We start from the raw sequence: 26,235 nt of genomic DNA, 5'->3' as shown, positions 1-26,235 counted from the left end.
TATGAGCACAGCAATACTCGACGCTGAAAAGATCCCCGGCCAGTCACTGGATATTAAAACCGTGATCGCAGCAGATCCACAGGCCGTTTATCAATTTAGAGCCAAGCGACTCGCAGAGCTTGCCGAAGGTTCTGGATTAACAGAATACTTTGGCTTACTCGAGCAGTTAGTTGGCGCGCAACAAAAGGTAGCGGCACTTTACGGTGATGCGGCAAGTAGCTGCTTTGGCCCTCAGCCAAAGTTAGATCTAAGTCAAAACCAGCCGATGGCGCAGCAGCATTTTGAGTGGGGCAATTATTGGCAGTCGGTATTGCTGGAGCTAATTGGTGAGCTAATGCCCAAAGTCAGTACTGAGTTACATGGGGTGCTAAAGGAACTCGCTAAGGCTGAAGGGGAGGTATTGCAAGGTTACGCCCAGTCGATGCTTGGCGGACATTTTGCACAAGTCCCTGCGCAGTACAGCCTGTTTATTTGGGCGGCGCTGTCAGTGTACTGGTCACATTGGGCGGTGGATGTTGCACAGGCTTTGGCTGATGAGGCGGAGGCACATAAACGCTTATGCCCTGTGTGTGGCAGCCACCCTGTGGGTAGCGTGATCAAGGAAGAACCACGTGTTGGCCTGCGCTACTTACATTGCAGTTTGTGTGAAACACAGTGGCATGAAGTGCGCGCCGAGTGCACATCATGCGGCGAAAGCAAGGGCGTGTTCTTGTGGGCTGAAACCGAAACTAATGCCGCTATTCGGGTAGAAAGCTGCGACACCTGTCAGGGGTACACCAAGATGTTCTTTACCGACATCAACCCAAGACTTGAGGTTGCGGCAGACGATTTGGCGACATTGATGATGGATAGCCACTTGGTTGAGCAAGGATACAGTGTAACCACGGTAAACCCGTTGCTGCTGGCTCATGAGCAAGAGCCTCAGCTTGATAAAGAGCTTCAGCCAAGTGAAAAGCCTCTGCTTGATGAAGAGCCTCAGCCTCAGCCACATCAACAGCAAAAGGTTGGCGACATCCACTAGTACCACATAAGCCAATCAAGAGCCGCATTTCGGTGCGGCTCTTTTATTTGGCTAGTTCAATTAACTCATTTCTATAAACAGACAATCAGACGAAGACCTATGACTCAAGCTATCAACTCAACCCAAGCCCTCTACCGTTGTTTGCCCGCAATGGACAGCTTGCTACTGATACCTCAAGTGATAGGTTTTATCGAGCAGCAGGGCAAACCCTGGATTAAGTCCTTGCTGGCACAAATGCTTAAAGATGCGCGGCAGCAAATTGCACTGCAGCAAAGCTTGCCAAGCTGGTGTTTGGACGTAAGCCTGATTGCCGAAGAGCTCGTTTGTCGTATTACTCGCGCGCAGCGCCAAAGCATGACCCCTGTGATTAACCTAACTGGCACCATATTGCACACTAACCTTGGCCGCTCGCAGATGTGTGAAGCAGCGATTAACGCGGTCACCCAAGTGATGCGCAGCCCGGTGCCACTTGAATTTGATATGGGCCAAGGTAAGCGCGGCCATCGTGACAGCGCAATATCAGCACTTATCCATGAGCTAACGGGCGCAGACAGTTGCTGTATCGTTAATAACAACGCTGCCGCGGTTTTATTGATGTTGGCCGCGACCGCCGCCGGTAAAGAGGTGATTGTATCGCGCGGTGAGCTGGTGGAGATTGGCGGCGCGTTTCGTATTCCCGATATTATGGCCCAGGCGGGTTGTAAGCTGGTGGAAGTGGGCTGCACGAACCGCACTCATCTTAAAGATTACGCCGCCGCGATTACTGAAAACACCGCGGCAATTATGAAGGTGCACACCAGTAATTATCATATTAGTGGTTTTACTAAAGTTACCGAAGAAGCTGAATTAGCTGCACTGTGTAAAGAACGCGGCATCGCATTAATTTCCGATCTTGGCAGTGGCGCACTGACAGATCTATCGCGCTTTGGTTTATCAAAAGAGCCAATGCCGCAGCAGATGCTAAAAGATGGCGTCAATCTAGTGAGTTTTTCTGGCGATAAGCTGCTGGGTGGCCCGCAAGCTGGCTTAGTCGTTGGCGACGTAGAGCTAATCGCTAAGCTGCAAGCGCATCCATTAAAGCGTGCACTGCGCTGCGATAAAATGACCTTGGCTGCACTCGAGGCGACCTTGATGCAGTACCGCAATCCCGAAGCGCTAGATACCCAGTTACCTATCTTTAGAAAACTGTCTCGTCCTTTGGTTGAACTTGAACGGCTTGCACAAAAGCTTCAGCAGCAGTTAGCTGGTAACGTCAATATCAGCTTGTTTGATGTGACAATCAAATCTTGCCAAACCCAAGTGGGCAGCGGTTCGCAGCCAGACGTTCTACTGGAGTCCATCGCACTGTGTTTCTCTGTTAATCCTGCGACAGCAAAAAAATACAGCACACTAAGTGTGTTGCAACTGGATAAGCTATTTAAAGCCACAAGTACCCCTATTATCGGTCGTATTACGGCCAATCAATTGTGGCTAGATTTGCGTGGCACTGATAGTGACAGCCAGCTTATTGACGTCCTGACAACAAGCCTACTCAGCTTTGAGCAAAAGATCGTCGGTGAGCGAGAGCTCGCCGCAGCGCAAGAGCCTAGTCAAACGTCTGCAGCTAGCGTGGAGACAGCGTCATGATTATTGTTACTGCAGGTCATGTGGATCACGGCAAAACTAGCCTCATTCAAGCGCTAACTGGCACTGATGCCGACCGCTTACCAGAAGAAAAACAGCGCGGCATGACTATCGAACTGGGTTATGCCTTTATGGATCTCGCAGGTGGTGAACGCCTGGCGTTTGTTGATGTGCCGGGCCACAGCAAGTTTATCAATACCATGCTCGCCGGAGTGAGCTGCGCTAAGCATGCGCTGCTGATCATCGCTTGTGATGATGGCGTGATGCCACAAACTCACGAGCATTTAGCCATTTTACAACTGCTTAATCTTGAACACTTAATCGTGGTACTCACCAAGCAGGATAAAGTTGATAGTGAACGGGCCGAGATGGTCAAGCTTGAGGTCAGTGAGCTACTGGCAACACATCAAAGACAAAGTGATATCTATGTAGTATCGGCGCAAACCGGCTTTGGTATTAGTGATTTAAGCGATGCGATTACCCAGCTTGCTGAAATGCAAATGGCAAAGCTAAAACAGACTCGAGAGCAAGCCTGTTTTCGTATGGCAATCGACAGAGCCTTTAGCGTAAAAGGTGCAGGTCTTGTGGTCACCGGTACTGTGATTAGTGGCCAAGTTAGCCAGGGGCAAAGCCTGTATTTATCTGGCCAGCGAAAGCCGGTAAAAGTGAGAACCTTACATAGCCAAGGGCTGGTGAGCGATAGCGCGCAGCATTGTCAGCGAGTGGCACTGAACCTTACCGGCGTAGATCAACACCGCGGCGCAGAGCGCGGCGACTGGCTTACCGCGTTAGCACCTAGTGTTGCTGCTAATGAAGCGCCAAAAGTGATTTGTGGCGTATTTGAGTCTTGCTTGCCATTTAAGCACTGGCAAAGCGTGCAAGTGCATCTTGGTAATCGCCACACTACCGCGCGCTTAGGCTTACTGCAAAACCTGGCAGACGGCAGTGCCTTGGTTGAGCTGCAATGTGAGCAGCCACTAGGTTGTGTCGAGCAAGATCGCATTATAGTGCGCGACAGCGCCGCTAAAACCACCTTAGGTGCGCTGCGGGTGTTAGATATTAACCCGCCAACCCGTGCCAAGCGTAGCGTTGAGCGTTTAGCTTATTTAGAAAGCCTTAAGCTGTGCGGCTCGCTAACGGCGAGTTTGCAGGTGCAAATAAACCACCACTGCGTAGCAAAGTCCGCTTTTATGTGGGCGAATCAGTTGACTGAACAAACACCTTGTTTGGCTGATGAGCAGGTGATTAGTCTCGGTGGTTATCTGTTATCAAGCGGATTGCTTCAGCAGATTGAAGCGCAACTACTGGCACTTATCGCTAATTATCATCAGCAATCGCCTGAGCTATTAGGTTTGAGTATTAATCGCCTACAGCGCATGACTCATAACCAATATCCACTGCCTGTATTGTTGAAACTAACCGATGGGCTCAGAGAGCAAAAGCAGCTGCAAAGCACGCGCGGCTTATTGCATCTGCCACGGCATAACCTAGCACTGTCGGATGCTGATCAGCAGCTGTGGTCGCAGATAAAGCAGCAACTGCTTAGTGCCAACAGCCCGTTATGGTCATCAGACTTAGCTCAAGCGTTAAATCTTGAGCTGACTGTCGTTCGCACGCTGTGCCGTAAGCTCATCCAGTTAGGGTATCTGTCGGCGATTATTAAAGACCGCTTTATGCTCACCGAAAGTCTGTATTTCTATGCCGATGTGATCCGCAAACAGATCGATATGGCTGGTGAGCTAAAGACTGCCGATTTCAATTCGATTATCAAATTAGGCCGCAAAGCCAGTATTCAGCTTTTAGAGTTTTATGACCGTAGTGGATTAACGTGGCGCAAGAAGAAAGATAATTCGAGAGTGATACGCGATAGCAGTATTTTTATCGCAAGTGATTTGGCGGAAGAACATAGGAGTTGAACCTACCCGGGACTGCTGGCAGCCCCACCTGGATTTGAAATCCAGACGTTTCACCGGAAACGACGTTCTTCCGTATCACTTGCGGCGAATAATAAGTAATTGTTTTTAGCTAGACAATATCAGTGGCAGGCTAACTTTATTAATTGTGAGTCTACATTGCATTTATCGATATTAATCATGATGAGTGGGACATTATTTACCAGGCACATAGAGTGCTGTGACGGTGGGCTTTAAATTTTAAACGATATTAATCGACTTATATATTGACTAAGTGTGAGTCCTATTTACCTCTATCCATTTATCGATATTCAGATCGCTAGATGGGACATTATTTAGCAGAAGAAATGGAACAGATATATGACGGAACTTGTGTGTGGCTTAAATAATATTACCGAGCAGACAGCAGTAACATGTTTTCGTAATGATAGAGAGCAGTCATTAATCGAAACGGTAGCGAAAGAGGTCAGAGTCGCGCTGATTTATAATGGTATTTCTCATGTCGTAATGATGGCCTGTCCAACGGCATTAAAAGAGTTCGCCATTGGCTTTAGCTTGTCAGAATCAATTATTGAAAGCGTACGTGATATCCGTTCGATTGAGATTGAAGCCATTGCCACTGGGGTGTTGGTGCATATTGAGGTTTCTCAGCGCTGCTTTATGCAGTTAAAACAGCATCGCCGCAGTCTTGCCGGCCGCACAGGGTGCGGCCTTTGCGGTGTCGAGCAGATAGAACAAACGGTGAAACCGACCGTAAAAGTCACAGGCACTGAAAAATTCAACCTAAACAGCTTAAAATTGGCATTATCTAATCTGCATAAGCATCAAAAAGCATTTAATTTGACCGGTGCCACACATGCTGCTGCCACCTTGTCGGCAGAAGGTGATATTATGTGCTGCTTCGAAGATGTGGGGCGTCATGTCGCGCTAGATAAATTAATCGGTCATATCAGCTGTGATCCTCTGACTCGTCATTCGGCGTTGTTATTAACCAGTCGAGCCAGTTTTGAAATGGTGCAAAAAGCAGCTATTGCAAATATTAGTATTATATTTGCAATTTCTTCAGCAACTTCGTTAGCGATTGATATCGCAAACAGATCGAATATTACTTTGGTTGGGTTTTGCCGTGAAAATAGAGTGACAATATATACCCATCCTGAAAGGTTGTATTTATGTGATAAAACACTAAGTAATGTTGAAAATAATAACTTAGCTGTGATCTAGTTAAGCTTTTTACTCAGCGTTTAGTGTTCAGTGTTCAGTGCGTGTTTCAAATTTTAGCCTTAATTTTAGTTGCTTAATTAATAACTTGGTTTTATTAGTTATACAAAGGATTTAAGGCTGATTTTAAGTGCTTAATTTAAGCTTTTGGATCAAGTGCTTAAATTAAGTGTTTTATTTCATCTTCATGTTAGTTGGTAAATTTTAAATATGTGGTTAACGTTTAAAAATCAGTTTTTTATTAAATTCTGGTCGCCTTTTGCCGCCGTTATTGCAGCGGGTATATTGTCGACTTACTTTTTTGGCCTAACAGGCTCACTTTGGGCGGTTACCGGTGAGTTTACTCGCTGGGGTGGGCATATATTGCAGTGGTTTGGTGCTGAGCCAGAGTCATGGCAATACTTTCAAATCATCGGCTTACAAGGCACACCACTTGATCGCGTTGGCGGTGTGATGATTATTGGTATGTTTGGCGGTTGTATGGCTGCGGTGCTGTGGGCAAATAACCTAAAGTTGCGTATGCCTAGCTCTAAAAAGCGTATTGCGCAGGCATTAGTGGGCGGTATGATCGCAGGCTTTGGTGCGCGTTTGGCGATGGGCTGTAATTTGGCGGCCTTCTTTACGGGGATTCCGCAGTTTACTTTGCATGCCTGGATCTTTGCTTTTGCTGCCGCTGCAGGTACTTATATCGGCGCTAAGATCACTTTGCTACCGTTTTTCCGATCAACTGCCAGGCTAAAGTCGGGCAGTTTGAAGAAAATTGCTAAGCCAAATCCGAATCAAGTACAAAACCGTTTTCGCCTAGGTTGGCTGGTATTTGCGGCTATGATTGGCTTGTCGCTTTATGTGATGCAAAGCTCGACTAAGCTTGGTATTGCCATGTTTATGGGCATGATGTTTGGTCTATTGATTGAGCGTGCGCAGATCTGCTTTACCTCAGCATTTAGAGACATGTGGATCACCGGTCGTACTCATATGGCTAAGGCGATTATTTTAGGTATGGCAGTCAGCGTTATCGGCATTTATAGCTATGTGCAGCTAGGCATGACACCTAAAACATTATGGGCCGGCCCGAATGCGGTCATTGGTGGCTTGCTGTTTGGTATTGGTATTGTGATCGCGGGCGGTTGTGAAACCGGTTGGATGTACCGAGCACTTGAAGGCCAAGTGCACTTTTGGTGGGTCGGTATTGGTAATATTATTGGCGCAACGATTCTGGCTTATTACTGGGATAGCTTAGCGGCTCCGTTAGCAACGAGTTGGGATAAAGTGAACCTGCTCGATGTATTTGGTCCATTAGGTGGCTTAGGTGTGACTTACTTGCTTTTGGGCTTGTCGTTTGTGCTGATTTTAATGTGGGAACAACACTTCTTTAAAAAGCAAAAGCGTCAGCAACAAGCCGTTGCAGCAAAGCTTGCAGAGCTAGCCTCTGCGCCAGTAGCAGCAGTGCCAGTAGCACCAACGATTCAAAGCTAACAAGCCTTGATAGGAGTTGGTAGGGCAGCAGTTACCTGTCGTTATTGAGAGCGAGTAACTATTAGCTATCAACTCTCAAGGAATGAATTGATTTACTTTATATGCGGCGCAAGCTGACTTGAGCCGCCCCTTTGCTGAGGAGCATATTATGCCAGCATCTATCGTACCTGATTACAATTTAGAAATTTATGGTGAGCCTTGTCCTTACCCAGCCGTTGCTACTCTTGAAGCTATGGCGTCACTCAAGTCGGGTGAAGTGTTAGAAGTGATTACCGACTGCTCGCAGTCAATCAACAATATTCCTAACGACGCCAAGAACCACGGCTATGAAGTGTTAGATATCAGCCAGCAAGGCGTGATGTTACGCTTTTTGCTTAAGAAGTAAGCAGTCAGCGTTGATTCTGGCAATAAAAAAGGCACTCATAGAGTGCCTTTTCTTTTGCTTATTTTATGTCAATCATCATTAGCGAGTGAGCATTGAAGCGTATTTAGCTAACCTGAACTAGTTCGGTAATTCTGCATTGTGGTAGACGTTCTGTACGTCATCACAATCTTCAAGGGCAGCAAGGAACTTTTCGAACTGCTCAATCTCTTCTGCATCAGTAATAGCAGTCATTGTCTGTGGTAAGAAAGTAATTTCTTCCATAACATAGTCAGTGTCTTCTGGTAGCTCAGCAGCTAATGCTGTTTTCACTTTGAAGAATTCTGTATGCGGCGCGTATACGCTGATCATGCCATCTTCTAACTCTACGTCAGATACATCAACGTCAGCCATCATTAGCATTTCAAGGATGGCATCTTCGTCATCACCGGCGAATACGAATACCGCTTGATGATCGAACATATGACCAACAGTACCAGGGCCGCCGAGCTTAGCATCATTTTTAACGAATGCTTGGCGAACTTCAGTGAAAGTACGCTTAACGTTATCAGTTAAGCAGTCGGCAATAACCATGCAACCGCCAGGACCAAAACCTTCATAGCGTGCAGTTTCATAATCTTCACCACCGCCGCCACGGGCTTTTTCAATAGCACGCTCAATAACGTGTGCAGGTACTTGGTCTTTCTTTGCTTTGGCAATCATGGTGCGAAGCGCAAGGTTGCCGTCAGGATCGAAACCACCATTCTTGGCGCAAACGTACAGCTCTTTCCCGTATCGAGAATAGATTCTGGTTTTTTGCCCAGCGGTTTTCGCCATGGATTCTTTCTTGTTTTGGTATGCTCTGCCCATCTTGATCTTTCTCACTAAGCTTAAAAAATTGCCAGCAATGTTAGCAGCTTTATCGAAATAAATCAGCCGCAGGCCTTTAAAAATGCTAAACGCAGCGATTAATTTTGTTTAATAGCAGTAACTAAGAGTACTAAAGACCACCGGCCTAGTGTTTCCTGTTGTTTGCTTTGTTCTTTCGGGCACTCATTCGTGGGGGGGGGAAGTGCGTTTATACGTTACTTTATGAACATGGCTAGTATGCAGTCTGTTCATTTTTTTCTCACTGTCCCTCTCCCTTTTGAGTGTTATTGATGCCGGTAAATATGCCCAGTTAATATGAGGCTTCGATTACAGCTGTTGTCAGGGTTGTGTTTAAGTTTTTGTATTGTGCTTGCATTGTATTTTTATTTTAATTGCGTTTGTATTGCGCGATGTTAATCGGTTATTTAACTTAAACTGACAATCTATTATTTTAAATGTTTATCATTATTATTTTGAACATTGCTTTACAGTATGCCACTCGATTAATTAATTATTAAATTCATTACTTCTGTCTGTTATTTTTTCATCAAGTTTTATACCGATTTTGATTTGTTAGTTATTGTTTTAACTGTATTTTATTTTTAAGTGCTTGTTGTGGTGTAATTAATTGAACATTAAATAATTAGCGTATTATTTATGTGTGTTTATTTATGTGAACTCTACCTCGTAATAAATAGGTTGTTGAGAAATTAGTCACAAAAATAAGCTGTTACTACTAATAAGGTATTTGCGGGGGAGTAAAAGATCACGACTTAATAAAAATTATGGAGTGATGATGAAAAAATTTAATAAATGCAGTGTGGCGTTAATCGTTGCCACCGCTTTCGGTCTAGCTGCCTGTAGCGATGGTAAAGACGGTAATGATGGTGAAGATGGCACCAGTCCTCTACCACCGGTTGTCGAGGTTACTGAAGCCACTAATGTTGCAATGCTTGGCTATACGCTTGAAGAGGGCGCAGTACGCTTTGAGTTTGAAGTGACCAACGAAGAAGGCTTACTGGTAAGTGGGCTTGAAAAAGTGAGCGCTGAAGTGGCGGCTTTGACCGATAAAGGCATCGCACGGAGTCGCCCCGATTTTGAGGGGACAATCGTAGGTGGCAGCGCTAATGAGGCTACCGAAGGTGCGAGCTTGACCATGACTGAAGATGGCCGTTATGAGTTTTTAGCGCCTATGCCAGCAGTCAACGCTGGTACAGAAGGCATCATTCGTATCGCTGTTGGTGGCGGTGAGAATATTGCTAAGTCAAATTATATCGTGGTTGATAAGTCAGAAGGCCTACACACCACATCAACGGCAACCTGTCATGGTTGTCACGTCGATTACGCCGCATCTAACTTAAAGCATCCAAGCTACACCGCAATTAACACTGACGGTGAAACTGACTTAGTCGCGGGTTGTATGGTGTGCCACGGCAATGTGGTGCGTGATGACGGTGGTTATGCGCGTAACTCAATGCAAAAGATTGGTCATATCAATCACCAGAAATTTGAAAAAGATTTCGAACCAGCCAATTGCTATACCTGTCATGCTGAGCCTATAACTAAGGTTAATAGCATGAGTACTTGTACCGACTGTCACGATGCTGCTGGTGTCGGCACGGCGGCCGTTGCGATGACGTATAGTGGCTTTAGTGAGTCTGATGATGTGCGTTTATTCCATAAGAAAGTTGCGGAAAAAGCTCTGGTACGTGATGAGCATGCTGCAACAGTTTCAGCGCCTTATATGGCTGCTGATGGTGGCTATTGTACTGATATCGCTTTATTTAAAGGTGAAGAACAGCTAAATCTAGAAACGTTGCAGGCTGATGGCACTGTCTCTTATTTAGGGGCTTATTTACACGGCTATGATAATGCATCAATTGTTGGCCGCGCAGCGAGAACGAGCACTACAACGTACGATGCTAACGGGACTGCGTCGATCTGTTTTGCTAGCTTGGATGCAACATTCCCTGAATTAATGGCCAGCTCACGTATCACCTTTAACTTTGGCTCAGATGCTAGTTATGATGGCGTCACACTTCATGGTTATTCTGACATGATGTCGGGTACGTTATATGAGCGTCGCCATAGCGTTACTGTTGAAAGCTGTAGCACTTGTCATAACAACGAAACTAACTACCATAAAAACGGCAGCTATGCCGACGGTGGCTTAGGTTGTGTGGCGTGTCATAACAATGGTCAAGACCGTAGCTCTAAGAATTCAGCACCAGGCTTTGGTCCTATGGTCCACAGTATGCATTGGGGCGAAGGTAGCTCTGCGATAACGGGTGAGCCAAACTCAGCCACTAAGCTCAATGCTGAAAACTGTGTGGCGTGTCATGCCGAGGGGATTGATCTTAACGCGGTGCCAAACCAGTACATGTTGTCTAAAGCGTTCAACGGCGGTACTTCCGGTGTCGCATCAAGTCCAGTAACGGCAAATTGCTATGCTTGTCATGATAGTGATCAGGCGCTGAACCATATGAAGGCAAATGGTGGTGAAATCAATATTCCGGTAGATACTAAGGGTGACTGGTACAGCCAAGGTACGTCAGAGTCTTGTGCAACTTGCCATGCTGAAGGTCGTTCATACGGTATTGAAAAATACCACGTATTTGACCGCAAAGAATAAAAAGTAAGGGTTAGCGCTCCCTGCAATTAGCTAACCCATATCTTTTTTGGGCTCTTATACAGAGCCCTTTTTAATTTCTGTTTTTATCCTGATGAAGTGCTAGACTGCTGCTCTATTGCGTTGTTTAGGAGTGCTTCCTATGCTTTGGAAATCTTTATCTTTTTCTGAGCTTTCATTGAATGAATTGTATGATTTGTTAAAACTCAGAGTTGACGTATTTGTGGTAGAGCAAAACTGCCCTTATCCTGAACTCGATAATAAAGATCGCCTGAGTCAGACTCAGCATCTTTTAGGAGTTAATGAGCAAGGCATTATTCAAGCCTATGCTCGAGTGCTCGCGCCTGGCGTGAGTTATCCAGATGCGAGTATTGGTCGAGTGATTGTGGCTGAGGCTGCTCGTGGTGGTGGTATTGCGCATACATTGATGCAAAAAGCGATTGCGATTTCGAGCAAGAAGTGGCCTGAGCATAATATTCAGCTTGGCGGCCAAGAGCACTTAAAAGGCTTTTACCAACACTTAGGTTTTGAGCCGGTCTCTGAGATGTATTTAGAAGATGGGATCCCACATTTGGATATGTTGTTAACGCTTAAACACTAATTTCAAATGCAGAAAAGCGCACATAGGTGCGCTTTTTTATTGATCATTGAGCAGCAGGTTTAAGCTCTTAGCGTTACTTCTGGCTTGTAGTCGACATCACCATTTTTACTGATCACTGCAAGCGTTTTGTTTTGCATAATAAACGCGAGTGGCCCAGCAGACAGATGACGGACAAAAAGTAACCTGAAGCCAAATTTATGTAGATCATACAGAGCAATCTTTTGCTCTGCGCTCATGGTATCCCAATGAGTATCATGAGCAAGTGCAGTCCCTCGCTTTTCTTTAGAATGTAATGCAATTAGCATAATATCTCTCTATAAGTTAGCGTGTTTATATCACTAGATATTAATTATACAACGGCTGTCTAATATAACCGTTTTTTAAGCAGTTAGGCATGGGGTTATTCAGAAAATAGTTGTTTTTTTTAGTGAAAATTGGTCAACTTTTTAAATCTATACAACAAACGTATTAAGGAGTTAGCAGTGCTTAGCTATATTGAACCTGTATTTCGTCCACCATCAGAATGGAAGTCGCTGATCTTACAGGTGACCAATGGCTGTAGTTGGAATCAATGTAGTTTTTGCGATATGTACACTGAGCCGCAGAAGCGTTTTAGGGCGCAAAAGGCTGACAAGATAGAGCAAGATCTTATTGCCGTAGCTAACTCATCAGCACATATCTCTCGGGTTTTCTTAGCCGATGGTGATGCGATGACACTGCCCTTCGCACGCCTCGAAAGCATCTGTTTGTTGATAAAACAATATCTCCCGAATGTGACTCGAATAAGCAGTTACTGTTTGCCTCGTAATATCAATAATAAGAGCCCTGAACAGTTGCAACGGTTAAGAGAGCTTGGGTTAAGTTTGCTTTATATTGGCTGCGAGAGTGGTGATGATGAAGTGCTGGCTAGGATCAATAAAGGTGAAACCTTTGCATCTTCCTTAGCGGCATTACAGAAAATTAAAGCCGCGGGGATCAAAGCGTCAGTGATGATTTTAAATGGCTTAGGTGGTGTTGAATTATCAAGGCAGCACGCCGAGAATTCGGCTAAGTTGATGAACGCAGCACAACCAGAATATCTGTCGACCTTAGTGGTGACATTGCCTTTAGGCACACAGAGGATGGACGCGGCTTTTGATGGTGAGTTTCGGTTACCCAACCAGTCTCAATTGTTTGAGGAGATGCATACGCTATTGAGCCATCTTGAGCTAGAGAAGACCGTATTTCGGTCAGACCATGCTTCTAATTACCTGGTGTTAAAAGGTGTGCTGGGCAAAGATAAACAGGCATTGGTGGAGCAAGTTGCGGCCGCAATGAATACTCCTGAGCGAATTCAGTTACGGCAAGAGTGGCAAAGAGGGCTGTAAGGATTTAATACTCTTGGTATTGCCAACCTAGTTTATGTTGCTTTGCTGTTTTAATGTGTTCGCGACATCTAAGCACTGGTCTTTAAACCACTGGATTAACGGGTCTTTGTGAACTCTGGCATGCCAGTAAAGGGTGCTGTCTAGTTGAGGCAGCTCTTTAAGCACTACCGCTTCTAATCTCGATTGCCACTTTTTTGATGCCAGCGTTCGCTGCGATACAAAACCGACATGTTTTCCTGCTAGCAAGCCTTGTAACAATACTTGAAACGAGCCACTAATAAGGGTGATTTTACGCTGCAACTGGTTATGTAATGCCAGTTGAGTTATCTCAGCTTCAACTGAGTTTGAAGCTGAATACTCGGCGGTATCATATGCAAAAATTTGCGCTAATGTCGGTTGCTTAATTTTAGCTAAAGGATGATGTCGACTATAGGCGGCACAGTAATTATCACTACTGATATGGCGCCCATGGATATTGGCTGGAGGCGTATCTGTGCCCGCTGCTGCGATATCAATCTCACCGGACTCTAGCAAGGAAAAAACATCCTTGGGTTTATGGACAAATTCGAGCTCTACATTAGGCGCTGACATGAGTATTTTATCTAGCAGCATCGGGATCATTGTCTGGGTGAGGTCGTCCATAAACGCAATACGGATCACCCCATGACTTTTCATTGGATCGAACGCGCTCTGAGAGATGAGCCGCTCACTCAGTTGCAGCCATTCTGTGAGTGAACTATAGAGGCGTAATGCTTTACTGGTAGCCTTAATGCCTTGTCCCTGTTTTACAAATAGTGGGTCATCAAAAACGGCGCGAAGTTTTTTTAAATTTTGACTCATCGCTGGCTGAGATATATCTAGCCTTTCAGCACTTTTAGAGACGCTTTGCTCTTCAATCAAAATGGCTAAACTGAGTAATAAGTTTAAGTCGCATTGCTGAATAATTTTTAAATCTGTTGGGTTCATAAGGCTTTTTCTACAAGTAGATGTTTATGGCATAGTGCGATGATCTGACGTCTAAACCATTGTTGTAATTCAGGGGCTCTTTGATGGCGATCCCAGCAGACTTTTAGCTCAAGATTAATCGGTGAACCTAACCAGTCGAAATTTTGAGTCTCATCTTCAGGCAAAATTCTCATAGCAAAATGCGGCAGTAAGGTGACGGTATTATTTGTTTGTAGGGCATAAAGCAGGGCACTTAATGAATTTGTCGTTAAGGTATAAGCGGCATCGAGTGCATTTAGGTCCTCTAGCGCTTCAATTGAGTGTAATTGGTTATGCTCTTGAAATTGATAGCGTAATAGCTTAATTGCATCTTTGTCTGAGTGAAGGTTTTTCTGATTGGTCGTTTTGTGGGTGACCATTTGCCAAGGTGCTCGACCTATTGCAGTGCTAACAATTGGAGTGGAGACATTATCGTAAAAGCCAATAACGACATCAGCTTGCCCACGTCTGAGTAGTTGAAATCCGTTGGCATTTTGAGAAATATATTCTAGTTCAATACCGGGAGCCTGTTCACTCATGAGCTCAATTAATGGCGCAATAATCAGCTGGGCGGTAATATCGTTCATAATGAATCGGATGCGCCCTTGAGCCGTTTTGGGGTTGAAATGTTCGGCTTCTAATAATCGAGCTGTTTTGTCTAGTAAGGGGGTTAACTCCAAAGCAATGGCTTGCGCTTTGTTGGTTAGTGTCATGCCATTGTTGCTCTTTAGCAGTAATGGGTCGGCAAACATTAATCGTAAGCGTTTGAGTATTTGACTCATCGCTGACTGGGAAAGGCCTAGATGTTTAGCGGCATTAGAAACATGAGCCTCTTTTAGCAAGACAGCAAGGGCAAGTAATAAATTGAGGTCGCAATTTTTAAGACGTTCAAGATTAAGCTGAGTAAGCATTATGTTACCTAGTCCCTATTAACAATCTGACTATAAATGATAAATCTCAGCTTGAATAGGCGATGATGACATGAATCAATTTGGAGACCATCAAAGCCATCCTTGGCTCATGTCTGTCCATGTTTACCCTTAAATAAGCGTAATTTGTCCAGTAGTGTCCTTGGTAAGCATGCACGTTAACCGCCTTGGTTAACGTGAGCCTTACGCCCCTTCGCCTTATCAGCCTAAAGGGATCCTTGAGTACCATGTCGCAGTCCTTGCTCAGTCGGGTCCATATTAATGATACGATTTCTAACGGATGACTTAAGAGACAATAACGGTTTCTTGGCTGGTTAACGTTACAATAACGCGGCGCTCTAATGCACGACCTTTACGTGAATCAGCATGGGCATCTTGATCACCGATGGCATCAGTATCAATACGCTCTACATCAACACCGTGAGAAGTTAAGTATGCTTCTACCTGCTGTACACGCTTTTCTGACAGCTTAAGATTGTATTGGCTATTACCTTGGTTATCAGATTGGCCATTGAGTAAAATAACATCTTGAACGGTTTGCTTAGAAAGCTGGATCACGTCATCCAATTTTGCCTTCGCTTCGCTATTGAGTTCTGCTGAGTCGAAACCAAATAGCACCGCGACACTGCTTTGTTCTGTGACGACTTCATATTCAGGTGCTGGTACTGGCTCAGGTCTAGGCATTGGCTTAGTTTGCTTTTCGATAACAGCGGGTAAGATCGCTGCGGTTGTTGCAGCAGGCTTAACACCAAAGCGGTAAGTTAACTGTAGGCCAACAGTTTGCGCATCCATGTTTGCCGTGTTCCATGCCGTTTCATCAATGTTAGCGAAACGACGGTATTTAGCTGAAATCGCCAATGAGTCTGTGATGTTATAGCCCACGCCAGCGCCAAAGTAAGGAGCCGTATCGGTTGCGCTAACGTATTGGTTAGCGTTTATTTGGTGAGATAAATGATACTGGAAAGCACCCGCTTCACCGGTTAAGAACCATTTTTCAGACAGTGGCAATGTACCAACAAGGCCTAAAGTAAAGCCATCAACATCTATCGATTGGCTACCGTCTAAACCACCCCATTGGTGAGTGTCATCATCAGTCCCCAGATCTTGCCAGCCAGCTTCAAAGGCCAGGTATTTGTTTAGTTGATAACCGACTAGGGCATTCCAGGCTAAGTCGCTGTCGTCGCCTAGATGGCTTATCGCGTCTACTGACTCATAGTTGCTTTGGCCTGCGCCTGCGCCAATGTACCAAGTATTATCCACGTCTGCCGCGTTGGCATATCCGCATGTACTTAATAATGCTAATGCGAGCACTGTTTTGTTCATCATATTGTCTCCATTGAATTTTAATATACTTTATCTGTGCATCTTTCAATGGCGGCATTCTGCAGTATTCGTTAAATCAGAGCGATACAGCAAAACGAATAACGATTATTTGTTTTACTTATGACTTGTGGCTGATATGACTCTTAATAGCCTAAAAATGGTTTGTGGCTGGCTTTTGTTATAAGTAGATTAGATGATGAAAAATACCAATACATAGCGGCTCAGGGGGAGCCGCTATGCTGAAGTTTAGCTTAGGGTTCTTGAATATGAATTTGTCTAACTGGGCAGGGGATCTCTATATTGGCTTGCTTGAGGGCTTTAAAGAGAGCGGCATTGGTTTGGTATTTGTCCTGGTAATAGCTTTGGGTTGGTACCCAATAGCGAATGCCTATCTCGATACCAATACTATTAAAGTCATTAACGCCGATTTGCGCCTTATCACCCTGATAGACCTTGGAGCTGTCGCTTAATACTTTAGCAAGCAGAGCAATGACCTGCTCAGGATCAGATTGATAACTGATATTGAACTTTGTTTCGACCAGCTTATTTGCAAAAGAGTTATGTAAGATCTCACCGACAATATGTTTATTGGGGATATTAATCTCTTCACCTTCTTCATTGGTTAGCACTGTCATGCCTAAATGGATATCTTTAACAAGTCCACCGACCCCTTTAATTTCGATGGTGTTACCGACAATAAAAGGCCGGGTGACAATAATGGTGATACCAGCTGCATAATTTGAAAGCATGCCCTGTAGCGCAAGACCTGCACCAAGAGATGCGGCGCCTATTGCGGCGACCATAGGGGTTACGCTGATCCCTAGTTTGCCTAAGGCAATAATACCGACCATGGCGATGACTAAGATGCGGACAAAGTTACTGGCAAAATTGCTGAGAGTGATATCAATATCGTGCTTTTCAAAAATGCGCGTAACAAGGTTAGCTGTTTTAGCAGCGATCCAGATCCCGATTAAAAAGATAATGATGGCACCAAGAATACTGAAGCTATATTGCACCAGAAATTCAGTAATTGCAGAGTAAGCATTTTGCAACTGCGCGATCTCTTGATCTAGGCCTTGCTCATTCATGTTAACTATCCTTTATGACAACTTATTTTTTGATTAGCTTATACCAATTTTGCGAAATAATTAACTCACTGAAATAAAACTGTTTTGTAACTTATAATTTATACATGTATAGCCAGAGAAACATTTGGTTTTGAATGTCAGTAGGCTTTGCGTGAAGAGGATCATGCTTTGCTGTTAAGTTTACTGTTGCTCTGTATAGAATAGGTTACTCTTTCTGCTAATTCTAATTTGCCGAGTTCAATTATGAGAGCTGTTATTTTCGTTTTATGTAGCATGTTAGCCACGTCAGTTTGGGCCAATGAGTATAAAGTTGGTGATCAAATCACAGACATCAAGTTACAAGATCAACACGAGGCTCAATATCAAGTTGATAGCACAACAACGCGTGTATTGTTCAGTCGTAGTATGGATGGCGGCACCTTAATTCAAGAAGCATTGGAAGCTGAACCTGAGCTAGTCAAAGATACTGCATTAGTTTATGTGGCAGATATTAGTGGCATGCCGTCACTGATCGCTCGTTTTGTTGCTCTACCTCAGTTTAAGAAATTTCCTTATAGAGTGGCGCTAGACAATGAAGGTGAGCAAACCAAGCCATTGCCAGCGATAAAAGACCAAGCGACCCTGATAGAGTTGACTAATAATCAGATCACTAATATTACATTTTATGAGACAACTGAAGCACTGCAGGCTGGGTTGAAGTAGTCGCCTACGCATTTGATGTAAAAAAGGGCGCTAAGCGCCCTTTTTAATGTTTGTATTTCGGTTAAGCCGAACGTTCCTTCAAGATATCGTAGATCTCTTCTTTTAAATGTAACTTCTGTAGTTTGAGCTCATGCACTTCAGGGGTGTAGTCGCTTGCACTGTGCTGCTCCAGGTTCTTTATTTCCTCATCGAGCTGGTTGTGCTTGTTAAACTTCTTCTGAAAATGCGCGTCAGATGTCTTTAACTGACTGATAAGTTCTCTGTATTCTGGAAACATGCAGGCGTCCTTCTTGCTGGTTTTATGACGATTTTTCGTTTGGTTCAACTTTAAACTAGCGCGATTTTTAGTCGTTAAATGTGACATTGATCAAGTAATGAACGATTGATTTGTTTATCTAAATCTACAACTGTTTTTAGTCGATAATCCCACTGTAATACAAGATAGTTATAGTGAAAAAAACGGTCGTTTAATCAGTAATGTTGAGACGGTGCTAACTATCTAAGTTGTTGCTAATATTGCTTTATTTTATATAACATCCACTTGATATGCCTGCATTATTCGCACGTCATTTGCGCTGTCCTATCACTGGCAGAATAGGTGAGAGCTGCTATATTCTAGCTCTATTCTTTGATTGATTTAGTAACTAGATTACGACATATCATTTACTCTTGGCGGGTAAAGTGTGATCTATTTAACCTTTTTGGCGTCAAGACTAGGTTAAAGTCGAATTAATAAGATTTATAAATTCAAAAATGAAAGGGGTTTTCACGATGTCTGATGTATTTCATTTAGGCCTGACTAAAGAGATGTTAGATGGTGCTAGTTTAGCGATCGTGCCAGGCGATCCAGAGCGTGTTAAGCGTATTGCAGAGTTGATGGAGAATGCGACATTTTTAGCGAGCCACCGTGAATATACCAGCTACCTGGCATATATCGATGGTAAGGCAGTAGTGGTGTGTTCTACTGGTATTGGTGGTCCATCAACTTCTATTGCAGTAGAAGAATTGGCTCAACTTGGTGTGCGTACTTTCCTACGTGTGGGTACCACAGGTGCAATTCAGCCGCATGTAAATGTGGGTGATGTGATTGTGACTCAAGCATCAGTACGTTTAGATGGTGCAAGCTTACATTTTGCGCCAATGGAATACCCTGCGGTAGCAAACTTCGAATGTACAACCGCTATGGTTGCAGCGAGTCGTGAAGCGGGTCTTGAGCCTCATATTGGTATTACTGCATCGTCAGATACCTTCTATCCAGGTCAAGAACGTTACGACACTGTTTCGGGTCGCGTCACTCGCCAGTTCAAGGGCTCTATGCAAGAGTGGCAAGACTTGGGTGTATTAAACTATGAAATGGAGTCTTCAACGCTATTTACCATGTGTGCATCACAAGGTTGGCGTGCGGCATGTGTTGCTGGGGTGATTGTTAACCGTACTCAGCAAGAGATCCCTGATGAAGCGACAATGAAGAAAACCGAAGTAAGCGCGGTATCAATCGTGGTTGCAGCAGCGAAGAAGTTGCTTGCATAAGTTGACACTCATGCAATAAAAAAGGCGCTATATGCGCCTTTTTTTGTGTTCTAAACCGTCGCATTAATAGCAAAGATTAGAAGTGATACTTAGCAATCACTGAAAATGTATTTTGAACGATACCATCGACACCGTACTTGTTTTTCCAGTAATCGTATTCGATACCCACAAATAGCTTGTTCTGCTTATGCTCGCCTAATACAACAGCGCCTAAGTCATATTTTAGTTGCGGATTGAAGTGAAAGTTTGTCTCGTAAGCACCTTCGTCAGCAGCAAATACCCAGTCAAAGAAACCGTCAAATACGATGTTGGAGTTACCAACAGGGAAGTCCATTCTAAAAGCGGGTGATAACTGCCAACCGTCACTGATGTTGTCACTACTCATAGCGTGTCGACGGTAGGTGTTAAGTTGAAAGTAGCTGAAGTAAGGGATCTTGATATCCATACCCACACCGTATAAGAAGCTCTTAACTGGGCCTTCGCCTTCTTCAAGCGTTAGCGCCAGTGATAGATCGGTAACTGGACCGAAACCAACTGTTTTGCCTAATATCTTGCCGGCACTAAAACGAGTCGAGATCTCACCATAGGTGGTGTTGTCTTTATTGGCATTAGAGCCATTAAAGTAAGTCACATCTTGGAAGGCAAACCAGTCACCGTATTTCCAATCACCAGCGGTTTCAAATGTGAGGGTCGTTTGCTTCTCAGATGGCGCTAAATCATAATTTTCGCCATAAAGCGCAGTGACGCTGGCGTCCCACCAGTTAACCATATTATCAGCCATCGCCGTAGGGCTAACCAATAAAGCTAAACAAAGTAGTTTGTTGTTCATCGTAAAACCTTCTTATTTTTATGAGATCTAGGGTGCAGCTAATTTGAAATAAACTAAACATGTGTTTCATTGGCGGGGAATATAGGGGTTGTGCGAACAATGTTCAAATGGTTTGTCATTATTTTTCGAGCTTATGGTCATCGTCTCACGGTAATGCCTTGAATAAATGCTAATTAGTAGTTTTTAAATCGTGTCATTATTGTGTATTAAAACAAACGCGCTATAACTGCCGGACAACTTTTTACTCTTGATAAAGGCCGTGATAGGGTTGCGATAGCTGAGGGCTGACAGCTTTAGTTACATTTATGGAATACTGAATACTGACATATTATGTCGCACAAATGATGCGCAACTGATATAGTCATTGCTTGACTCTTTCATTTCAGGGGGAAATATGGAGTTTTCAAATCCCATCTTTATCTGGGCATGTATCGGCATTATTCTTATGCTGGCAGAGATCATTTTACCAGGTGGTATTGTGATTCTTTTAGGCGCGGCTTGTTTGGTTGTAGCAAGTGCTTTGGCTATAGGTTTAGTCGAAGGCATAGTACAAAGTTTAACGCTTTGGTTTATCGCATCTATGGTTCTCTTACTGGCATTTCGCCAGATCACACAGAAGTTGGTTGGCGGAGACGCTCACATTGACAACACAGACGAAGAGTTGGAAATTTATAATCAGCTCGCTATCGTCAAACAAACAATTGGTCCGGCTCAACAAATGGGGCGGATTGAATTTCAGGGCAGCGAATGGTCAGCTTTGGGAGATGGTAGCGAGATTGCCGCCGGCTCACAGGTTAGGATTATCTGTCGAGATAATATTGCGTTAGTGGTTGAGCCTATAGAGGCTGACAATGAGCACTTCGTAAAAGAAAAGTAATCGCTTTAAGGAAGGAATCTATTTATGTTTGCATTTACACTCTTTGTTCTATTTGTTTTTTTTATCCTCTATAAGTTGCTGTTAATTGTGCCTATGCGTGAGGTCAATGTGATCGAACGTTTAGGAAAGTTTCGTACAGTGCTGCAGCCAGGATTTCATTTCTTGATCCCGTTTTTTGACCGGGTGGCTTATAAACATGAAATCCGTGAGCAAGTACTTGATGTGCCACCACAAAGTTGTATTTCAAAAGATAATACTCAGTTAGAAGTCGATGGCTTAGTCTACCTCAAAGTGATGGACGGTAAGCTTGCCAGCTACGGTATTGAAGATTATCGCCGCGCTGCGGTGAACCTTGCCCAAACGACCATGCGCTCAGAGATAGGTAAGTTGAGCCTTAGTCAGACATTCTCGGAGAGAGATAGCCTTAATGAATCGATTGTACGTGAGATCGATAAAGCCTCTGATCCTTGGGGGATCAAGGTGCTGCGTTATGAAATTAAGAATATCACTCCATCTCGTAAAGTTATTCATACTTTAGAAAAACAGATGGAAGCAGAGCGCAGTAAGCGCGCTGAAATCACCTTAGCAAATGCCGAAAAGGCAGCGATGATTAATTTATCTGAAGGTGAGCGCCAACAGGCGATTAACTTGTCTGAGGGGGAAAAACAGCGCCGGATTAATGAAGCAAAAGGTACCGCACAAGAGATCGCGATTGTTGCCAGAGCAAAAGCGGAAGGTATGGAGCTTGTGTCTGCGGCTCTTGCTAAAGATGGCGGTAATGAAGCGATGAACATGCAGCTAAAAGAGCAGTTTATTGCCCAAGTCGGTAAGATTTTAGCTGAAGCTGATGTGTCGGTGGTCCCGGCAGAGCTGGCTAAGATTGAAGGTTTTTTCGAAGGCATGGAACAGGTCACTAGTGCCGTGGCTGCCAATTCAGTAAAAGGAGCACGCTAATGATTGCAGGAATTGATACCGATTTAATTGTTATGGCTATTTGGGGCTTAATCTTTGCTATTTTTGTGATTAAGTTATTTCAATCGATCCGTTTAGTACCAACAAAATCAGCTTATATTGTTGAGCGTTTAGGTAAATATCATTCCACCTTAGATGCGGGCTTTCACGCCTTAATCCCCTTTGTCGACAAAGTATCTTACATACACGATCTAAAAGAAGAGACGATTGATGTACCACCGCAAGAGTGCTTTTCTTGTGATGAAGTGAATGTGGAAGTCGATGGTGTTATCTATATCTCGGTCGTTGATCCCGTTAAAGCCAGTTATGGTGTGACAGATTACCGATATGCGGCGATTCAATTGGCGCAAACGACGACGCGCAGCGTGATTGGAACCCTAGATTTAGACCGCACTTTTGAAGAGCGTGACGTGATTAGTGCAAAAGTGGTTGAAGTGCTAGATCAAGCTGGTGCCATGTGGGGCATACGAGTGCATCGTTATGAAATTAAAAATATCACGCCACCAGAAACGGTTAAAAATGCGATGGAGATGCAGGTAAATGCTGAGCGTGAGCGTCGTGCATTATTGGCCAAGAGTGAAGGTGATAAGCAGAGTAAGATCAACCGCTCTGAAGGTATTAAAACGGAAACCATTAATCACTCAGAAGGTGAGATGCAGCGCCGTATTAACGAGGCTGAAGGTAAGGGCGAAGAGATCTTAACCATTGCACGTGCAACAGCGGAGTCGATTGAGCGTATGGCAATGGTAATTGCAGCGCCTGGTGGTAAGAATGTGGTGCGTATGCAGTTAGGTGCGCAATACTTAAAGCAGCTTGATGGAGTCAGTACTGGTCAGAGTAAGGTCATTTTACCGGGTAATATGATGGACTTTGATCACTGGATGAATAGTATTGGTTTAGAAGAAAGCAAAAAGTAACATATTGATACTTAATAAAAATACTAGATTCAGAAATGGGTCTAGTATTTTTTTATGCTTTTTTGTCTATAAAGCTATTGTGATTAGCGGTAAACAGCTGCAAATTCTAGGTGTAAAGATTAGTCATTTTTTCGGTTCAGTTAAATAACTTTTAAGGTTTCAGATTCATTTTTTAATGCGTTTTTTTGATGTACTTTTTTGTAGCGAAAGCCAATTTTTAATAGCTCTTTTAGCGGTACAGGCTTACTGATCAAGAAGCCTTGAGCGTAATCGCACATCATAAAGCTTAACTCGTCGAGTTGCTCCTGAGTCTCTACTCCCTCAGCAATCACTCTAATGCCTAAAGCGTGAGCCATTTCAATCGTGGCGATAATAAGGTCATTACTCTTATCGTCTTTATTCATATCATTAATAAAGCTACGATCGATTTTCAGTATGGTAAATGGGTAAGTTTTTAAATAACTAAGAGAAGAGTAGCCGGTACCAAAATCATCCATTGAGATACAAAAACCGGCTTGGCTTAACTCCATTAATGCACCTAGCGTATAAGCATGACCGCTGAGTAGTACGCCCTCAGTGATCTCCAACTCAAGATCCTCAGGTTTCATGCCGAACTGATTAACGTTATCAATAATGGTTTGTACCAGCTTTGGATTCCTAAATTGACGAGGCGAAAGGTTTATTGCGACCCTAAACTTGTCATTAAATTTTTTCTGCCAAATTTGTGCAGTCTCTAATGCTTGCTGTAGAGCAAACTCCCCCATAGGCTCAATCATGCCGGTTTGCTCGGCAATCGGAATAAACTCCGCAGGAGATACGTTACCCAACGCCGGATTGCTCCAACGTAACAGTGCCTCAGCCCCCATAATGCTGCCATCTCTAATGTCGAGTTGGATCTGATAATGAACTCTAAGCTCACCACGCTCTAAGGCACCGTGGATCTGTTCTTCGATAGCCAGACGGCGAGAGACCTCCTTGTTCATTGCATGGGTGAAGTAAGAGTATGTGTTACGGCCAATACTCTTAGTATGGTACATGGCTGAATCGGCATTTCGTAATAGTTCAGAAGGGGTTTCACCATCGTTAGGGTAGATGGCGATACCGATACTCGCGGTGAGAATGAGTTGACGATTGTCGATATAAAATGGCTTTCTAAAACCACTGATGAGGTTTTCCGCCAGAGGTTGGGCATCGTTAGCGCTCGAAAGGCCGTCGAGTAAAATAATAAACTCATCGCCACCTAAGCGGCCTACAGTATCTTCGGCTCTGGTGGTTTTTAATAGACGCTTAGAGGCTGTGATGAGTAATTGATCTCCTGCTTCATGACCCAGTGAATCGTTAATTTTTTTGAAATCATCCAAATCAAGGAAGATGACAGCGAGCATTTTGCCGCTTCTTTCACTGGCATTCACTAACTGTTCAAGACGTTTTAACGCCAAGAAGCGGTTAGGCAGATCGGTTAAGGCATCATAATGGGCCTGGCGACGGATCAGTTCTTCCGCTTTCTTGCGTTCACTATTGTCATAAAAAGAGATGATGGCACCATTGCTTTGATTATGTAGCGTCAGTGGTTGTAAGTTGTACTCGACGGGGAAGTGAGTACCATCAGCCTTCCAAAAAATATCTTTTTTGATAGCTTCAAGATCTTGTATTGATAGTTCAAAATCCTGTGCGTTATCTTGTTGATAAAGTAGTTGTTGGATATTTGAATTGAATAGGAGGTCAGGGTGGTTATAGCCTAATAGTCGTGCACATTGTGGGTTGGCAAAAATGCATTGCCCTTTGCTGTCAACGGCATAAATCGCAACATCTATAGCATCTAAAATCGTTGAGAAGAGTTGAGTCTCTGCTTGGCGTGACTCAATCGCTTGAGTTTGAATCACTGCCGCAGTTAAGCTTTCATTGGCGTGTTTAAGGCTGTCTTCTATGTTACCCAGTGGCACATTGTGAGTGCGAGTGGGCTGCGATGTTTTGTGTCTTTGCACATGGTTGTTTTCTCTGGCTTTTACTCGTTGATTGAGGCGAGTCGAGTGGTGATGTAACTGCCAGCTCAGCAGGCTCAGAACGATAATATTAGCCAGTAAAAATAGCGGCAGCATCATTGATAATGTTGAGTGTTGGCTAGAGAGATCTAATAACCAAAATAACCCTATGCTGGCGTTGAAAATAACCATGACTAGGCATAGGTTCTTAGAGATGATTGAGCGCTTAGTATTTGGTTGCATACCTCAGATCCTCACGCAGCTTTGAGGATTTAATTGCAATTGAAAATGAGTTAACAAGGCTGTCGTATAGCGAAGATGCTCTAAAAAAGTAGAGTAAAAGACACAATGGTCTTGGTAGAGTAAGAAAAACTGGGTTTTTGGATAAACCATATTTAGTCCTTTAAACAATCAGCAATCAAATCCGTTGATTACTTTTTTGAACTAAGTATAGGACTTAAATCAATAAATGGTAGATTAGCTCAATGCTAACAAAATACCCGCTGATGTATTGACAATTTTTCATAGATAAATCAGATGCTAATCAATGAGATATTATTTAGAATTACGCTAATAACCCAATTAATTGAGTAACAGAGTTAACAATGACGATTGAAAGAATTGAAACCGCAGCCCGTATGAGCCGTATCGTAAAGCATAACGGTACCATCTATTTATGTGGCCAGGTGGCTAAGGATGCTGAGCAGGGCATTGAGGAGCAGACTCGTACCATGCTAGAAAAAGTCGATAGTTTACTTGAGCAAGCGGGCAGCGACAGAGAGCATATTTTATCTGCCACTATCTATATTAAAGATATGCAGTATTTTGCCCAAATGAACGCAGTTTGGGATGCATGGGTTCCAGCAGGGCATGCACCCGCACGCGCCTGTGTTGAAGCTAAAATGGCGCGCGAAGCGCTGTTAGTTGAAATTTCAGTGGTTGCTGCTGAAAAAGCTTAACCTTAGGCCGACCCATTACCGAGGTGGATTTTCGCTTCGGTAACTCTATTCCCTCTTCGAT

24 protein-coding genes and 1 tRNA gene are annotated in these 26,235 nt (G+C 43.8%); 15 read left to right on the top strand and 10 right to left on the bottom strand.

Features of this window, described 5'->3' with window-relative positions:
- Window position 1 precedes the first annotated feature (1 nt).
- The 3 genes from fdhE (at window position 2) to selB (ending at window position 4,560) form a co-directional block, all read left to right on the top strand.
- Entirely contained in the window at window positions 2-1,021 is a 1,020-nt protein-coding gene (gene fdhE, locus ACVBJC_RS11235; protein ID WP_447160810.1) for a formate dehydrogenase accessory protein FdhE, read from the top strand.
- A 99-nt stretch (window positions 1,022-1,120) separates the two neighbouring features.
- Window positions 1,121-2,647 (top strand): L-seryl-tRNA(Sec) selenium transferase, encoded by a 1,527-nt coding sequence (gene selA / locus ACVBJC_RS11230; RefSeq protein ID WP_447160811.1) that lies wholly within the window; start codon window positions 1,121-1,123, stop codon window positions 2,645-2,647.
- Window positions 2,644-4,560: a selenocysteine-specific translation elongation factor gene (gene selB, locus ACVBJC_RS11225; RefSeq protein WP_447160812.1), complete on the top strand. Its 1,917-nt coding sequence runs from the start codon at window positions 2,644-2,646 to the stop codon at window positions 4,558-4,560. Before selA ends, selB begins: the two co-directional genes overlap by 4 nt.
- Here the strand turns inward: selB and ACVBJC_RS11220 are convergent.
- Window positions 4,538-4,632: transfer RNA gene (locus ACVBJC_RS11220), tRNA-Sec, on the bottom strand. The genes selB and ACVBJC_RS11220 overlap by 23 nt on opposite strands.
- A gap of 285 nt (window positions 4,633-4,917) precedes the next feature.
- Here ACVBJC_RS11220 and fdhD point away from each other — a divergent pair.
- The 3 genes from fdhD to yedF all read left to right on the top strand — a co-directional run bounded on the left by fdhD (window position 4,918) and on the right by yedF (window position 7,639).
- Window positions 4,918-5,781: a formate dehydrogenase accessory sulfurtransferase FdhD gene (fdhD, locus tag ACVBJC_RS11215; protein WP_447160813.1), complete on the top strand. Its 864-nt coding sequence runs from the start codon at window positions 4,918-4,920 to the stop codon at window positions 5,779-5,781.
- Between the two features lie 207 nt (window positions 5,782-5,988).
- Window positions 5,989-7,254: a selenium metabolism membrane protein YedE/FdhT gene (gene yedE, locus ACVBJC_RS11210; protein WP_447160814.1), complete on the top strand. Its 1,266-nt coding sequence runs from the start codon at window positions 5,989-5,991 to the stop codon at window positions 7,252-7,254.
- Window positions 7,255-7,402: 148 nt separating this feature from the next.
- On the top strand, window positions 7,403-7,639 hold the full coding sequence (gene yedF / locus ACVBJC_RS11205) for a sulfurtransferase-like selenium metabolism protein YedF (protein WP_447160815.1): 237 nt from the start codon (window positions 7,403-7,405) through the stop codon (window positions 7,637-7,639).
- Between the two features lie 117 nt (window positions 7,640-7,756).
- On the opposite strand, the gene ACVBJC_RS11200 is transcribed toward yedF, so the two are convergent.
- A complete protein-coding gene (locus tag ACVBJC_RS11200; RefSeq protein ID WP_447160816.1) occupies window positions 7,757-8,485 on the bottom strand; it encodes a YebC/PmpR family DNA-binding transcriptional regulator in 729 nt (242 codons plus the stop codon).
- A gap of 796 nt (window positions 8,486-9,281) precedes the next feature.
- Here ACVBJC_RS11200 and ACVBJC_RS11195 point away from each other — a divergent pair.
- A complete protein-coding gene (locus ACVBJC_RS11195; protein ID WP_447160817.1) occupies window positions 9,282-11,117 on the top strand; it encodes a multiheme c-type cytochrome in 1,836 nt (611 codons plus the stop codon).
- A 139-nt stretch (window positions 11,118-11,256) separates the two neighbouring features.
- The gene (locus ACVBJC_RS11190; RefSeq protein WP_447160818.1) at window positions 11,257-11,715 is read left to right on the top strand and encodes a GNAT family N-acetyltransferase; all 459 of its coding nucleotides are present in this window, start codon (window positions 11,257-11,259) and stop codon (window positions 11,713-11,715) included.
- Between the two features lie 59 nt (window positions 11,716-11,774).
- On the opposite strand, the gene ACVBJC_RS11185 is transcribed toward ACVBJC_RS11190, so the two are convergent.
- Complete coding sequence (locus tag ACVBJC_RS11185) at window positions 11,775-12,020, bottom strand: hypothetical protein (RefSeq protein ID WP_447160819.1); 246 nt, start codon at window positions 12,018-12,020, stop codon at window positions 11,775-11,777.
- A 177-nt stretch (window positions 12,021-12,197) separates the two neighbouring features.
- Between ACVBJC_RS11185 and ACVBJC_RS11180 the strand changes: the two genes are divergently transcribed.
- Window positions 12,198-13,082, top strand: coding sequence for a radical SAM protein (locus ACVBJC_RS11180; protein ID WP_447160820.1), 885 nt, complete (start codon window positions 12,198-12,200; stop codon window positions 13,080-13,082).
- A gap of 27 nt (window positions 13,083-13,109) precedes the next feature.
- Here ACVBJC_RS11180 and ACVBJC_RS11175 read toward each other — a convergent pair whose 3' ends face one another.
- The 4 genes from ACVBJC_RS11175 to ACVBJC_RS11160 form a co-directional block, all read right to left on the bottom strand.
- A complete protein-coding gene (locus ACVBJC_RS11175) occupies window positions 13,110-14,048 on the bottom strand; it encodes a LysR substrate-binding domain-containing protein (protein ID WP_447160821.1) in 939 nt (312 codons plus the stop codon).
- On the bottom strand, window positions 14,045-14,977 hold the full coding sequence (locus tag ACVBJC_RS11170) for a LysR family transcriptional regulator (RefSeq protein ID WP_447160822.1): 933 nt from the start codon (window positions 14,975-14,977) through the stop codon (window positions 14,045-14,047). Before ACVBJC_RS11170 ends, ACVBJC_RS11175 begins: the two co-directional genes overlap by 4 nt.
- Window positions 14,978-15,280: 303 nt before the next feature.
- The gene (locus ACVBJC_RS11165) at window positions 15,281-16,321 is read right to left on the bottom strand and encodes an outer membrane beta-barrel protein (protein ID WP_447160823.1); all 1,041 of its coding nucleotides are present in this window, start codon (window positions 16,319-16,321) and stop codon (window positions 15,281-15,283) included.
- Between the two features lie 248 nt (window positions 16,322-16,569).
- Window positions 16,570-17,406 (bottom strand): mechanosensitive ion channel family protein, encoded by an 837-nt coding sequence (locus ACVBJC_RS11160; RefSeq protein ID WP_447160824.1) that lies wholly within the window; start codon window positions 17,404-17,406, stop codon window positions 16,570-16,572.
- A 243-nt stretch (window positions 17,407-17,649) separates the two neighbouring features.
- Here ACVBJC_RS11160 and ACVBJC_RS11155 point away from each other — a divergent pair, with 243 nt between their 5' ends.
- Entirely contained in the window at window positions 17,650-18,108 is a 459-nt protein-coding gene (locus tag ACVBJC_RS11155) for a hypothetical protein (RefSeq protein ID WP_447160825.1), read from the top strand.
- Window positions 18,109-18,169: 61 nt separating this feature from the next.
- Here the strand turns inward: ACVBJC_RS11155 and ACVBJC_RS11150 are convergent, their stop codons facing one another.
- Entirely contained in the window at window positions 18,170-18,385 is a 216-nt protein-coding gene (locus tag ACVBJC_RS11150; RefSeq protein WP_447160826.1) for a YdcH family protein, read from the bottom strand.
- A gap of 494 nt (window positions 18,386-18,879) precedes the next feature.
- Between ACVBJC_RS11150 and udp the strand changes: the two genes are divergently transcribed.
- On the top strand, window positions 18,880-19,638 hold the full coding sequence (udp, locus tag ACVBJC_RS11145; RefSeq protein ID WP_447160827.1) for a uridine phosphorylase: 759 nt from the start codon (window positions 18,880-18,882) through the stop codon (window positions 19,636-19,638).
- A gap of 76 nt (window positions 19,639-19,714) precedes the next feature.
- Here udp and ACVBJC_RS11140 read toward each other — a convergent pair whose 3' ends face one another.
- Complete coding sequence (locus ACVBJC_RS11140; RefSeq protein WP_447160828.1) at window positions 19,715-20,467, bottom strand: outer membrane protein OmpK; 753 nt, start codon at window positions 20,465-20,467, stop codon at window positions 19,715-19,717.
- Window positions 20,468-20,861: 394 nt separating this feature from the next.
- On the opposite strand from ACVBJC_RS11140, the gene ACVBJC_RS11135 reads away from it, so the two are divergent.
- From ACVBJC_RS11135 to ACVBJC_RS11125, 3 genes are read left to right on the top strand one after another with little or no spacing between them, the layout of a single operon-like run.
- Window positions 20,862-21,344 (top strand): NfeD family protein, encoded by a 483-nt coding sequence (locus ACVBJC_RS11135; RefSeq protein WP_447160829.1) that lies wholly within the window; start codon window positions 20,862-20,864, stop codon window positions 21,342-21,344.
- A 24-nt stretch (window positions 21,345-21,368) separates the two neighbouring features.
- Complete coding sequence (locus tag ACVBJC_RS11130) at window positions 21,369-22,298, top strand: SPFH domain-containing protein (protein ID WP_447160830.1); 930 nt, start codon at window positions 21,369-21,371, stop codon at window positions 22,296-22,298.
- Entirely contained in the window at window positions 22,298-23,233 is a 936-nt protein-coding gene (locus ACVBJC_RS11125) for an SPFH domain-containing protein (protein WP_447160831.1), read from the top strand. The genes ACVBJC_RS11130 and ACVBJC_RS11125 overlap by 1 nt, the downstream gene beginning before the upstream one ends.
- Before the next feature lie 140 nt (window positions 23,234-23,373).
- Here ACVBJC_RS11125 and ACVBJC_RS11120 read toward each other — a convergent pair whose 3' ends face one another.
- On the bottom strand, window positions 23,374-25,458 hold the full coding sequence (locus tag ACVBJC_RS11120) for a putative bifunctional diguanylate cyclase/phosphodiesterase (RefSeq protein ID WP_447160832.1): 2,085 nt from the start codon (window positions 25,456-25,458) through the stop codon (window positions 23,374-23,376).
- A gap of 362 nt (window positions 25,459-25,820) precedes the next feature.
- Between ACVBJC_RS11120 and ACVBJC_RS11115 the strand changes: the two genes are divergently transcribed.
- The gene (locus ACVBJC_RS11115; RefSeq protein ID WP_447160833.1) at window positions 25,821-26,174 is read left to right on the top strand and encodes a RidA family protein; all 354 of its coding nucleotides are present in this window, start codon (window positions 25,821-25,823) and stop codon (window positions 26,172-26,174) included.
- Window positions 26,175-26,235 lie beyond the last annotated feature (61 nt).

The sequence above is a fragment of the Shewanella sp. 0m-6 genome (assembly GCF_052977325.1).
Note: the sequence above shows the minus strand (reverse complement) of the source record. Positions and strands in the feature narration are given on the sequence as shown.

What these genes read in the sequence shown, in the direction of transcription:
- selA (WP_447160811.1), top strand. Translation starts at nt 1,121, where the DNA reads ATGACTCAAGCTATCAACTCAACCCAAGCCCTCTACCGTTGTTTGCCC.
- ACVBJC_RS11140 (WP_447160828.1), bottom strand. Translation starts at nt 20,467, where the DNA reads ATGAACAACAAACTACTTTGTTTAGCTTTATTGGTTAGCCCTACGGCG.
- yedE (WP_447160814.1), top strand. Translation starts at nt 5,989, where the DNA reads ATGTGGTTAACGTTTAAAAATCAGTTTTTTATTAAATTCTGGTCGCCT.
- ACVBJC_RS11200 (WP_447160816.1), bottom strand. Translation starts at nt 8,485, where the DNA reads ATGGGCAGAGCATACCAAAACAAGAAAGAATCCATGGCGAAAACCGCT.
- ACVBJC_RS11165 (WP_447160823.1), bottom strand. Translation starts at nt 16,321, where the DNA reads ATGATGAACAAAACAGTGCTCGCATTAGCATTATTAAGTACATGCGGA.
- ACVBJC_RS11150 (WP_447160826.1), bottom strand. Translation starts at nt 18,385, where the DNA reads ATGTTTCCAGAATACAGAGAACTTATCAGTCAGTTAAAGACATCTGAC.
- ACVBJC_RS11155 (WP_447160825.1), top strand. Translation starts at nt 17,650, where the DNA reads ATGAGAGCTGTTATTTTCGTTTTATGTAGCATGTTAGCCACGTCAGTT.
- ACVBJC_RS11160 (WP_447160824.1), bottom strand. Translation starts at nt 17,406, where the DNA reads ATGAATGAGCAAGGCCTAGATCAAGAGATCGCGCAGTTGCAAAATGCT.
- ACVBJC_RS11130 (WP_447160830.1), top strand. Translation starts at nt 21,369, where the DNA reads ATGTTTGCATTTACACTCTTTGTTCTATTTGTTTTTTTTATCCTCTAT.
- fdhD (WP_447160813.1), top strand. Translation starts at nt 4,918, where the DNA reads ATGACGGAACTTGTGTGTGGCTTAAATAATATTACCGAGCAGACAGCA.
- ACVBJC_RS11170 (WP_447160822.1), bottom strand. Translation starts at nt 14,977, where the DNA reads ATGCTTACTCAGCTTAATCTTGAACGTCTTAAAAATTGCGACCTCAAT.
- ACVBJC_RS11190 (WP_447160818.1), top strand. Translation starts at nt 11,257, where the DNA reads ATGCTTTGGAAATCTTTATCTTTTTCTGAGCTTTCATTGAATGAATTG.
- ACVBJC_RS11175 (WP_447160821.1), bottom strand. Translation starts at nt 14,048, where the DNA reads ATGAACCCAACAGATTTAAAAATTATTCAGCAATGCGACTTAAACTTA.
- ACVBJC_RS11125 (WP_447160831.1), top strand. Translation starts at nt 22,298, where the DNA reads ATGATTGCAGGAATTGATACCGATTTAATTGTTATGGCTATTTGGGGC.
- fdhE (WP_447160810.1), top strand. Translation starts at nt 2, where the DNA reads ATGAGCACAGCAATACTCGACGCTGAAAAGATCCCCGGCCAGTCACTG.
- ACVBJC_RS11135 (WP_447160829.1), top strand. Translation starts at nt 20,862, where the DNA reads ATGGAGTTTTCAAATCCCATCTTTATCTGGGCATGTATCGGCATTATT.
- yedF (WP_447160815.1), top strand. Translation starts at nt 7,403, where the DNA reads ATGCCAGCATCTATCGTACCTGATTACAATTTAGAAATTTATGGTGAG.
- ACVBJC_RS11195 (WP_447160817.1), top strand. Translation starts at nt 9,282, where the DNA reads ATGAAAAAATTTAATAAATGCAGTGTGGCGTTAATCGTTGCCACCGCT.
- ACVBJC_RS11115 (WP_447160833.1), top strand. Translation starts at nt 25,821, where the DNA reads ATGACGATTGAAAGAATTGAAACCGCAGCCCGTATGAGCCGTATCGTA.
- udp (WP_447160827.1), top strand. Translation starts at nt 18,880, where the DNA reads ATGTCTGATGTATTTCATTTAGGCCTGACTAAAGAGATGTTAGATGGT.
- ACVBJC_RS11120 (WP_447160832.1), bottom strand. Translation starts at nt 25,458, where the DNA reads ATGCAACCAAATACTAAGCGCTCAATCATCTCTAAGAACCTATGCCTA.
- selB (WP_447160812.1), top strand. Translation starts at nt 2,644, where the DNA reads ATGATTATTGTTACTGCAGGTCATGTGGATCACGGCAAAACTAGCCTC.
- ACVBJC_RS11185 (WP_447160819.1), bottom strand. Translation starts at nt 12,020, where the DNA reads ATGCTAATTGCATTACATTCTAAAGAAAAGCGAGGGACTGCACTTGCT.